A 9,711-nucleotide genomic window follows, 5' to 3' on the forward strand; every position below is an offset into this window, starting at 1 on the left:
TTCTGTCACTTTCCCGGTTCTGTCTCATAAGCATTTGCTATTGCGCAAGAACGAAGCCGTCTTGGCGCGATTCGCTGGGTCGATATACCGTTGTATCCGTGTATTAGTCACCCGGAAGCCAAGATCGATCATGTACAAAGCCATCAGGAAAAACCCTTCGGCGACGCAAGCCGCCGACACGATTATTACCGCGTTGCGCGCCATCCCAGTCTCCGCGCTCAGCGACAACATGCATCGCAACACCGGCAGTGTCGGGCTGCATGCGTATCAACGGCCCGGGAAGCAGACCATGGCGGGCACCGCGGTCACCGTCCGCTCGCGAGGGGGCGATAACCTCACCTACCTGCGCGCGCTGGAATTTTGCCGTCCCGGCGACGTCCTGGTAGTGGATGCGGGCGGCGATCTCAACAACGCCGTGGTCGGCGGGATTCTTTCGTTCTATGCAGCTCATGTGGGTGTGGTCGGGCTGGTAGTAGATGGCGCGATCCGTGACGTCGCGGAGATCCGTGAGCGGGATTTCCCGGTCTACGCACGCGGCGTCACACATCGCGGGCCGTATAAGGACGGTCCGGGCGAGATCCACGTGCGGGTATCGATCGGCGGCATGGTGGTGAATCCGGGCGATATCGTCGTCGGCGATCAGGATGGCTTGCTGGCCATTCCGCAGGAGGACGCCGCACATGTGATCGAGAAAGCGCTGGCCGTTCTGGAAGCAGAGGCCGAAACCATGCGGGCGATGAAGGAAGGTCGGTGGAACCGCGCGTTTATCGATGCGCTGGAAGCGCGCTGCAATAACTGATCAATGCCCGGCGGGTCGGGCGAGAGCCGACGTTTGTTTCTGGGCGTCGGCTATTTTATGAGCTACGACGCCCGTTTGCCTTTCCAATCGAGGTCAGCGGCGATATTGTCGCCTCGCGCGCAGACGACCGTGACCTAAACTCGAGCGCCCTGATCCGCGTGTGACGCCGTAGCGTGCAGATTACGAAGCCTGCCGTCGTGAACCGCGTAGACCCAAGCGTGTACGAAAACATCTGACCGCGCTCCCATGCATCCTGAACGATGATCGTCCGGCACAGATTACGTACCTGCTCGATGACATTCAGTTCGACCAGACGCCGGTGACGCGCCACGCTCAATGACAACCCGGCAATCGCGGCGGCATGTTCGTCGTGGACGTCGCGAATATGCCGGATCTAGCTGTCGGCCCAGGCCGATTCGTTGTCCAAGCAACGCGGCTTTCACGCCCGAGTAGCCATAGTGGCCGACCACCATGATGTGCCGCACTTTCAACTGATCCACCGCGAACTAACGACCGACAGGCAATTGAGATCGGTATGCACGACGAAATTGGCGATATTTCAATGCACGAAAATCTCGCCTGGCGGCAAGCCGGTGATCTGGTTAGCAGGCACGCGAGAATCGGAGCAGCCGATCCACAGGTAAGCGGGCGCATGCTGATCTTTCAAGCGGGAAAAGTAATCGGGGTCCGCGTCGACCATCTGCGCAACCCAACGCTCGTTGTTGTCGAAGAGATGGTCGAGCCGTCCGCAGGAGGGGAGTTCAAGCGCCGCAGGCATGGAGAACTCGTAAAGGGGTAATCGTTCGTTTCGTGTTAAATCTGGCGGTACCCTCGCGCGAAGCCGCTCGCAGCGCGCCCCTGCACGTCGGAGACCGCCGGGGAGGCGCGGACCGCACAAGTCATTGAACGGACCCGGCTTTTACGTTAAAACCGCCAGATTTTGCACTTAACGAACGATTACCCCGACACCGTCGCCCGAACCGCGCTCCGTGGATTTTCCCGACGCCGATGAACTGGCCATGCTGCGCGCCTGGTACGCCGGCATGCCGGTACGCAAAGCGGTGGAACGGTACATGCCGGAGCGCGTCGGGGCAGGGCAGTCTGCGCGCAGCCTCCTCGGCGACGTTCGCGGGCGGTTGGCGAGGTTGGTGCGGCGACAATGTAGCTGCCGTGTCATCCTTTGCCTCAGGATAGCTGCGCAACTAGTCAGTAACGATCTTGCGCGGCACCGGGTTTGAACGCACCACTTTCCGGAAGAAGTGCTTTGCCGTAGTCTTATCGCGTCGCTTTTGCACCAGCACATCGAACTCAGCACCTTGCTCGTCGAGCGTCGCCACAATATCACCTCATTAGACCGCTGGCTCCCCATCAACCTGACACTGCCAATAGTTTGACCAACTCGCGTAACACGAGAACGGAATGGCGAGCCGCTCATGGCGCTGGTGCATAGGTAGTCCGCTTCCGCAATTAGGTGTCTACCAACTACTTACGCGATCCAAAGCTTGCAGATATTCGTCTCGATTCGCGATAACAACTGGCGTTCGCTTTGGATCCTGCGCGAAATCCAACGGCTCGCGAAGTTCAAACTCTGTACTAAAGCGCTTATCAAAGTAATACAGAAGGGCGCATCGTATCGGCAGCGTGACTTCCCCTTCGTGCATTACATAGTCGAGTTCGATTGCCTTACGCTCCCACGGATTTAGGCGAGGATTGGGAATTAACCGCACATCAAAGTAGCTATTCCAATCGGTATCTTCCGATTGGCTCGCTTCTGTTGCTTGCTCGTCACGGGTGGCGCGACACCGCGACAACAAGAAATCTTTGAATATGCCCGAGCGATGACAGAACGCGCGGACGTGCCATCTAAACCCATCCGAAGCAAAAGCGTGAGGAGTTATCCGTCGCCAGACGGGTTCTGGCGTGGCGTTGTTAAAAGACTGATAGTGAATTTCAATTGATTTGTTGCTGCGAATAGCTTGCAGGATGGCGCGAAGTATTTCCGGATCGACCATGCGCGTGGGAATTGGAAGTGAATCAGCTGCAGTGCCCATGTCAAGCCACGTGTCTTCTTTCCGGATCATTCCGCTCGATAGTGCGTGCAGTTGTCCCAGATACTTCTCGGCATCTGGTTTGATGAATTGGTAGCGGAACTCTTCCGTCGGCACATAGCGCTTACTACTTAGGTCGTAGCGGATATTTTGGGGCGCAATCAATTGATAACGTGTAAGGTCATTGGAGGCTTGTTGACCTGACACGCCGAACTGATCAGTGATGCGCGACCGATTGATCTCGCCGTCCCAGTACAGAACAAATTCAATGAATTCAAGACGTTGCTCGACGCCCCAACGGGTTTTGGCAGTGCTTTCAGGCATGTTGGATCATATGTGTAAAGTTTCTTTGATGGTTCGTGTTTGTTTGATGTATCATGTTAATTGTACCTCCAGCCGACGGACCCGAGGGCTTAACCCCGGTGCGCTGACGGGTACATCAACACGCTACTAAACTTGAAAGCTGACAGGTGGAATATGGACAACGAATACGTCAGGAAATTCGCATTCCTGATTAATGGAAAAGAGGCGCGCACGTCTGACCGTACGCCTGAGTCTTTGCAGCTGCTTTCCGACGCGGGCTATGAGCCGGCAGACGATTACGTGTTGATCCAGCGGACCGCCCACGGCTCGCGCGTCGTCAGCACGGACGACGAGATTGATCTTGAGGCTCAGAAAGCGGAGTTTTATGCCTTCCCGACTGGCGCGACCTACGAGGTGACGGTGAACACCCACTCAACGTGGTGGGGTGAACCCTCAATCGATCTCAGCGAGATTCGCCGGCTGGCGAATGTCTCGGAAGATGAAGACCTTCTTTGGATCCGCGACGAAGAGGGCAACGAGAAGTTGCCGTTGGATGGTGCATTCCGCCTCGATGGTGCGGGCGTTGAACATCTGCGCACGCATAAGCGCGAGTCACCGCCGACTATCTACGTGTATTTCGTAGAGAGCGTCGAGTATACGACTGAACACGCAAGCCTGACTGGCGCGCAAATCACCGCGCGCGTGCCGGACTGGAATCCAGTGAATTCGCTCGTGCTCGAAAGCGAAGACTCCTCGGAGGACGAGGTGGTCCATCCAACGACCGTGGTCGAATTCAAGGGACGCACTACGCCGGCGCATTTCGCAATTGTCCCCCCCGCTACCTTTGGCCGCGTATGAAATCTCTCGACGAGCAGTTCGCTGACGTACTCCGAGCATATGCGGGCGCATCACTGACAGCGATGGGAAATGGGGTGTATCAGGTGCTCATCCCCGTGATGCCTTTGCCGGATGGGTGGAACCAAATCAACACGGAAGTCCGGTTCATCGTGCCGAACGGCTATCCGTTTGCCGCCCCGGACTGCTTCTGGGCGGACCCGTCGTTGCGCCTCGCGAACAGCGCTATGCCGCAGAACGCGCAGATCGGGCAGCCGAACCCGGGCCAGCCGGATCCTGGCAAGCTTTGGTTCTCATGGCACCTCCAGACTCCGTGGAACCCGTCGATCTGTACCCTGACGACGTACGTGAATGTCATTCGTCGACGGTTTGAGGCGGTCCAATGAGCGAAATCGTCATCGGTAGTTCGACGCTTGCAGGTCTTGTCGATGCGCTCGCTTCCGATGTTGAGCGGGGTGCGGTGCTCTATCTGAATCACGATCCTATCAGCGACCGTTATTTCGTCGACGAGGTCGTGGTCGCTGGCCCCGACGATTGTGTGGCTGCCAGCACTACTGAAATCACTTTCGCTCCGCAGTATTTAACGAGGGTGACTCGGGGTGCGCGCCAGACGAAGCGATGCTTCGCGTTGCTGCATACGCATCCGAGTGGACTTCTTGACTTTTCACCGATGGACGACGCGACGGAAGCGACGCTCGTTGACTTTTTGAATGGCAGAAGCGAGGGGCGTCCGTGCTTCTCATTGGTTCTGTGCGATGGCCACTTGACCGCCCGGCGCTTCGGGGAAGGCCAGCGAGTCGCAGTACGTGAGGTTGGATCGAAGGTCGTCTTTCACGGTGCTGTCGTAGCAGAAGAGGGTGAGCAGCGTTACGACAGGCAAGTGCGTGCATTCGGCGAAGACGGACAAGCGATCCTGCGTGGGCTCAATGTCGCGATTGTTGGTTTGGGCGGTACGGGTTCGGTTACCGCTCAGCAGTTGGCATATCTCGGGATTCGGCAGTTTGCGCTCGTTGACGGTGACACCGTAGAAGACACTAATCTGAATCGAGTTGTTGGTGCTGGCGCGGCGTCTGTCGGCCGGCAAAAAATTGAGGTCGCGGCGGAGATGATCCATCGCATTAACGATGATGTGATCGTGCGCTCCCATGCTGGCTCCGTAATGACTGCCGAAGCTGCGAAATTGCTGCGTACGGTCGACTGCATCTTCATTTGCACCGATTCCCACTCGAGTCGCACGTTCCTTTCCGCATTTGCGTACCAATACCTGATTCCCTCATTCGACATTGGAGTTTCCATCAATGCGCATGAAGGCGAAGTGCAGGCGGTGACGGGGCGCACGCAGATGCTTGCGCCAGGTCTTCCTTGTTTGTGGTGCAGCAATGCTTTGAGTGCAGCACGGATTCGCGAGGAGCTTATGACGCCCGAGGAGCAAGCTGCAGATCCTTACTTCAATGAAGGTGGAGCGAGGCAGCCTGCTGTGATTTCCATTAACAGCACAATGGCGTCGCTGGCCGTCACGATGTTGCTTGGCGCATTCACCGCAGTACCGGTCGGTGCGCGGTGGCAGTCCTATGATGCTCTCAAGGGAACGGTCAGGCTTCTTTCAACCAGCTGTGCGCCAGACTGCGGGACTTGCGGACCGGAAGGGCTGACCGGTAAAGGCCCGACGCGCGAATTGCCCTTCCTTCCGACGGAGGGTGCGTGAAGCTTGTAAATACAATACTCTGGTACGGTGCTCTGCCGTTGGCCGGAGAGGTGGACCGTCTCGAGCTGAGAGGACTTAGGATACTCCTGGATCTTCCCGCAACTGAGGTGCATGATGCATTGCTGTCCACGACACTCGTAGCGGTTCTGAGCTACAAAGACGGAAACAGTGCAGCAGCAGAAGCTGGCTTCTCGCAACTTGCCGCGTTTGTTGACCACAATATCCGGGTCATCATACTTGGCACGACCGCTGAGCAAGCCGTTGATATACGTAAGACGCGCCTGCACGCAATTGACGAAACGTACAAATGGGACAACGTCGTATACATTCGGCCTCACCTTAAGGAGGTAAATTTCGACCTCTTCGTTGACTGCCAGCCGGGACGCAGGTGGCACGATATCAAGATTGAACAAATCGGCCCCTTCGAGAAGCTTGGCGACGAAGAGCTGAGGCTTGTCGCCCGTGCGTTTCAGCGCGCAGACGAATTGCACCTCAGGGAGATTTCTGGCGGCCGTTCCGGTTCCAGGGTGTTTATGGCATACGAGAAGCGTCGCGAAGAGTACGCCTCGATTGGGCATTGGACACAGCCACGACTTGTGAAGATTGGCGACCGCAGGAAGTTGAGCGAGGAGGTCGGTGCGATGAACGCCGTTTCGCCGTATGTTCCCTTCGAACTCCGTCCCAATCTCGAGGTGTTCGTCGAAGGACTCAAAAAGTCTGTGTATGTAGCGGACTTCGTCGATAAGTCCGAGTCACTTCTCAAAGCCGCACGAGAGGGGCGTGGTGAAGCAGCGATTTCGAATTTGTTCAATCGCACCTTGCAGCGATGGCGAGACCGAGCGAAGGAGCTGCCAAAGCACTTCGGTTCACCCGCTGAAGATGCTGAGCGGCTTGGGGTTACAGCACCCGATTGGATTCGTGATGAGTATCTGAATTCAGAGCGAATTCGACGCCAGGATCTTGATGTTCGCGAACTCTGGGCTTCGCTATGCGAGTATAAATTCGGCTATCGCGCGGCGACGATTCACGGAGATCTCCATGGAGACAACGTTCGAGTGCGCGGCGACGACGCCATTCTTATCGATCTCGGTGCAGTAAGAGGGACAACGGATAATGGCAATGGTGCGCCGCTTTGCATTGACGTGGCGACACTCGAGGTCTCGCTTGTCTTTGACGAGCAGAGCAACGGGAATTCCAGTAGTGATCCGTTCGAACAACCGGAGTGGGAACGGCAGATCACCCCCTTTTATGACCTCGATGCGATTCTGACTGCACCCGGTGTCGATGCTGCACCGACACCCGACTCGTGGTTGTTCGGATGCCTGCAGCGTATTCGTTCGTTTGGCACTTACGAGCAGAGCGATGATCTCGAATATCCCATCGCGCTCGTTATTGCTCTGTGGAGGTATTGCAAGTTCGAGCCAAAAACTGTCGCCGATAAGGGTCGGCGTGTAGTTGCGCTTGAGCTTGGCGCTAAGCTTATCATGCAGATCATGGAGAGGGCAGGTGAAGGCAAATAGAATTCGCGATAGAGGGAAAGTTGCGCGTCGACACGAAGCCGACAGCCTACTTGAGCGCCCGGGCGACTTTGTCCTCGTCGAACGTGGAGTGCTACGCTCATTTGTGATGGTGTGTCCAGATGGATGCGGCGAGAAGTTGGCCATCAACCTTGATCCGCGTACCGACAAGGCATGGCGTTATTACAAGAAGCGGAATCAAATTTCGATTTTCCCGTCAGTTTGGCGTGATACAGGATGCCAGAGCCACTTCATCATCTGGAATCAGACGATCGTCTGGTGCGACAGCGCGGACGGGGATCGAGATGTTGTGGTCGAGGAGGAGGCTGAATTGCGTCGGCGTGTGTTAGAGATATGCACCGAGCACTGGCAGAATTTCACACTACTTGCGGAGCGGCTCGACGAAGTCCCTTGGGATGTTAACCGGACTTGCCTGTATCTGGCGCGTAAAGCTGGTGTTTTGAGAGAAGGGAAAGGAGACTTGAAGGGGCATTTCAAGCTTTTGCCCGACCATATAGCAGCAATTTAAGAATGCCGCGTTTCAGCAAGATATAGATGTCGTGTTTTACAACTGATGCCATGCTCGGCGTTTCCGATCTGATTGCGGGAGCTCGCCATGCTGCGCGCCTGGTATGCAGGCATGCCGGCTCGCAAGTCCGTGGAGCGCTAACTGCCGAGCGCATTGGGGCAGGGCAGTCGGCGCGCGGCGCTCTTGACGGCGTTCGACGACAGCTGGCGAAGATCGTCTGCCAGGTCAGCCGGCCGGATCTCGTCGCCGCTTTCGAACATCCTGACGGTGAGGGCTTGCCGGAGGCGAAAACGGCCGCAACCGCAATCGAGATTCAGCGGCACGCGCGTTTGCAGGTTCCACAGATCTGTGACGACACCGGGCTCTGGTTGCCGGCACGGGTAGCGTTGAGCACCCCGCGCTCACCGAGCGGCGTGGGCGTTTATGGCCGCCACGCCGGCAAGCAGTGTCGTGCCGCGGGGACATCTGCGGCTGCCGCACGAAGTCAACGGATCTGCCGGCACCTATCGCGCGCTGTCGTCGCTCACTACTGCACATTCGACTTCAATGTCGCGCAGGGCGAACTGGAACCGAAAGTACCACCGCATCGCATGGCTGAGGATCGTCGCCGGGAAACGAAGCGATTTCGTTTTCGTCATCGCATCATGTTACGTGCGCACCACGCCCAACGTGACAGCGCCCTGCTGACCGCTCACCTCAGTAGGGCTCCGGCAGACAGGAAACAGCCAAGCGAAGCCGAATCCAACCTATCTGATATCCGCGAATTCCGGCGCCGAAATCAGCAATCTGTCCATTTCTCTGATAAGGCGGTCAACATCGCTCAGAACGGGCATCCGCATGTGGGCGATTTCGTCACGAACTGCTTTAGCAAGCCGGCACACGTTTTCAGCGCAAGACTCTTCAGTGGTTGTCGAGGTAATCTTTCCTGCGTAGCACATGCCGACGATGTTGTTGTACTCCAACTCGTCAGGGTCAATGTAGATGACGCGCTTGTCGATCGGCTTCGCAATCTTACCGTTGTGGAATGCGGCTTCCGCCCTGATCTGACGGTCAAACTTTCTGATGACGGAAAGGCGACGTTCTTCGAGCCACGGAGTAAGAGTCTTAACACACGCGCGCCAATAACGGCGTTTGAGGCGGTTGTTCGCCGCCTCCCTTCCTTCGATGGGGCCGTGGTCAGCAAGATGAGCGTCGTTTAGGGCGTGCGTTGCCGCATGTGCAGCACTTGAGCGCGTTCGAGTCAGCCAGGAGTCGTAGCGCCAACGAAGTGGTGTGTCTGTCATCAACTGGGGAAGATTTGTAATGATATTGACGATCTGAGTCTCGCTTAACTGCATGATGCGTTCTGCCAATTCCACATCGAAACCGGCGAACTCGGATACGACTGCTCGCGCAAGTCGCGTTGAGCCGGGCCCGGGCCGAGACAGCATACGTATTGCGATGTAAGCATCCATTTCGTCGGGTGATAGGCCACCGTCAAAGGTGATCACTTGTACGCCACCCTCTCTCGCGTCGGAAACTAGCGACTCCTCGTGGACGCCAAGCACGAGGTGTACGTTACCTTCGCCTTTGCCGATGGCGCGCAGGAATTCGTTGCCATATCTCTCGATGTTGGCCGCGCTGTCCGGTCCGTCAGGCATGAGGATAACGCCGGTGCGCCTATCAGCTTGAAGGGCAATCAACTCGGCAGCGCTTAAGTGCTTCCGGTCGAAGTGAACACCTATCTCAGCGCTAATGTCGGTGCCGCTGCCGATCCTCAGATTGATAATCCGATCTATGTGACCATTTCTAAGCCCCTTCTGGATACCCTCCCAGGTTCCTGGCAGACTCTGGTGGGGCAGATTAATCCAGATTAGACGCGAGTTGGCCGCGCTTACTTCGATGCGGGCTATAAAGTGTTGAGGACCAGGCAGGCTCCAGTAAAGCTCCGGCACTATCGATAATTTTTCCATGGA

9 protein-coding genes and 3 pseudogenes are annotated in these 9,711 nt (G+C 56.7%); 6 read left to right on the forward strand and 6 right to left on the reverse strand.

Annotated elements, in window-relative coordinates:
- Positions 1 to 130: 130 nt before the first annotated feature.
- The gene (locus P0D73_RS42930) at positions 131 to 799 is read left to right on the forward strand and encodes an RraA family protein (RefSeq protein ID WP_408435873.1); all 669 of its coding nucleotides are present in this window, start codon (positions 131 to 133) and stop codon (positions 797 to 799) included.
- 149 nt (positions 800 to 948) lie between these two features.
- On the opposite strand, the pseudogene P0D73_RS42935 reads toward P0D73_RS42930, so the two are convergent.
- From P0D73_RS42935 to P0D73_RS42945, 3 genes and pseudogenes are all read right to left on the reverse strand, one after another.
- A pseudogene (locus P0D73_RS42935) lies at positions 949 to 1,577 on the reverse strand (carbonic anhydrase); the annotation flags it as partial.
- Positions 1,578 to 2,004: 427 nt separating this feature from the next.
- A pseudogene (locus P0D73_RS42940) lies at positions 2,005 to 2,141 on the reverse strand (DDE-type integrase/transposase/recombinase); the annotation flags it as partial.
- 133 nt (positions 2,142 to 2,274) lie between these two features.
- Positions 2,275 to 3,171 carry a BrxR family helix-turn-helix transcriptional regulator gene (locus tag P0D73_RS42945; RefSeq protein ID WP_408435847.1) on the reverse strand — a complete coding sequence of 299 codons (897 nt, stop codon included), beginning with the start codon at positions 3,169 to 3,171 and terminating at the stop codon, positions 2,275 to 2,277.
- Between the two features lie 153 nt (positions 3,172 to 3,324).
- Between P0D73_RS42945 and P0D73_RS42950 the strand changes: the two genes are divergently transcribed.
- From P0D73_RS42950 to P0D73_RS42970, 5 genes are read left to right on the forward strand one after another with little or no spacing between them, the layout of a single operon-like run.
- On the forward strand, positions 3,325 to 4,008 hold the full coding sequence (locus tag P0D73_RS42950) for a hypothetical protein (protein WP_408435849.1): 684 nt from the start codon (positions 3,325 to 3,327) through the stop codon (positions 4,006 to 4,008).
- The gene (locus tag P0D73_RS42955) at positions 4,005 to 4,391 is read left to right on the forward strand and encodes an E2/UBC family protein (protein WP_408435851.1); all 387 of its coding nucleotides are present in this window, start codon (positions 4,005 to 4,007) and stop codon (positions 4,389 to 4,391) included. Before P0D73_RS42950 ends, P0D73_RS42955 begins: the two co-directional genes overlap by 4 nt.
- On the forward strand, positions 4,388 to 5,710 hold the full coding sequence (locus P0D73_RS42960) for a HesA/MoeB/ThiF family protein (RefSeq protein WP_408435853.1): 1,323 nt from the start codon (positions 4,388 to 4,390) through the stop codon (positions 5,708 to 5,710). The genes P0D73_RS42955 and P0D73_RS42960 overlap by 4 nt, the downstream gene beginning before the upstream one ends.
- Positions 5,707 to 7,230: an aminoglycoside phosphotransferase family protein gene (locus P0D73_RS42965; RefSeq protein ID WP_408435855.1), complete on the forward strand. Its 1,524-nt coding sequence runs from the start codon at positions 5,707 to 5,709 to the stop codon at positions 7,228 to 7,230. Before P0D73_RS42960 ends, P0D73_RS42965 begins: the two co-directional genes overlap by 4 nt.
- Entirely contained in the window at positions 7,217 to 7,756 is a 540-nt protein-coding gene (locus P0D73_RS42970) for a ubiquitination-like system serine protease family protein (RefSeq protein ID WP_408435857.1), read from the forward strand. The genes P0D73_RS42965 and P0D73_RS42970 overlap by 14 nt, the downstream gene beginning before the upstream one ends.
- 137 nt (positions 7,757 to 7,893) lie before the next feature.
- Here P0D73_RS42970 and P0D73_RS42975 read toward each other — a convergent pair whose 3' ends face one another.
- The 3 genes and pseudogenes from P0D73_RS42975 to P0D73_RS42985 form a co-directional block, all read right to left on the reverse strand.
- Positions 7,894 to 8,079, reverse strand: coding sequence for a hypothetical protein (locus P0D73_RS42975; RefSeq protein WP_408435859.1), 186 nt, complete (start codon positions 8,077 to 8,079; stop codon positions 7,894 to 7,896).
- A gap of 219 nt (positions 8,080 to 8,298) precedes the next feature.
- A pseudogene (locus P0D73_RS47055) lies at positions 8,299 to 8,394 on the reverse strand (IS6 family transposase); the annotation flags it as partial.
- Positions 8,395 to 8,502: 108 nt separating this feature from the next.
- Positions 8,503 to 9,708, reverse strand: coding sequence for a hypothetical protein (locus tag P0D73_RS42985; protein WP_408435863.1), 1,206 nt, complete (start codon positions 9,706 to 9,708; stop codon positions 8,503 to 8,505).
- Positions 9,709 to 9,711: the final 3 nt, after the last annotated feature.

It is taken from the genome of Paraburkholderia sp. RL18-101-BIB-B (assembly GCF_046026985.1).
In the GTDB taxonomy this organism is placed as follows: Bacteria; Pseudomonadota; Gammaproteobacteria; order Burkholderiales; family Burkholderiaceae; genus Paraburkholderia.

Coding starts and splice junctions, on each gene's coding strand:
- P0D73_RS42945 (WP_408435847.1), bottom strand. CDS start 3,171: ATGCCTGAAAGCACTGCCAAAACCCGTTGGGGCGTCGAGCAACGTCTT.
- P0D73_RS42950 (WP_408435849.1), top strand. CDS start 3,325: ATGGACAACGAATACGTCAGGAAATTCGCATTCCTGATTAATGGAAAA.
- P0D73_RS42960 (WP_408435853.1), top strand. CDS start 4,388: ATGAGCGAAATCGTCATCGGTAGTTCGACGCTTGCAGGTCTTGTCGAT.
- P0D73_RS42930 (WP_408435873.1), top strand. CDS start 131: ATGTACAAAGCCATCAGGAAAAACCCTTCGGCGACGCAAGCCGCCGAC.
- P0D73_RS42985 (WP_408435863.1), bottom strand. CDS start 9,708: ATGGAAAAATTATCGATAGTGCCGGAGCTTTACTGGAGCCTGCCTGGT.
- P0D73_RS42955 (WP_408435851.1), top strand. CDS start 4,005: ATGAAATCTCTCGACGAGCAGTTCGCTGACGTACTCCGAGCATATGCG.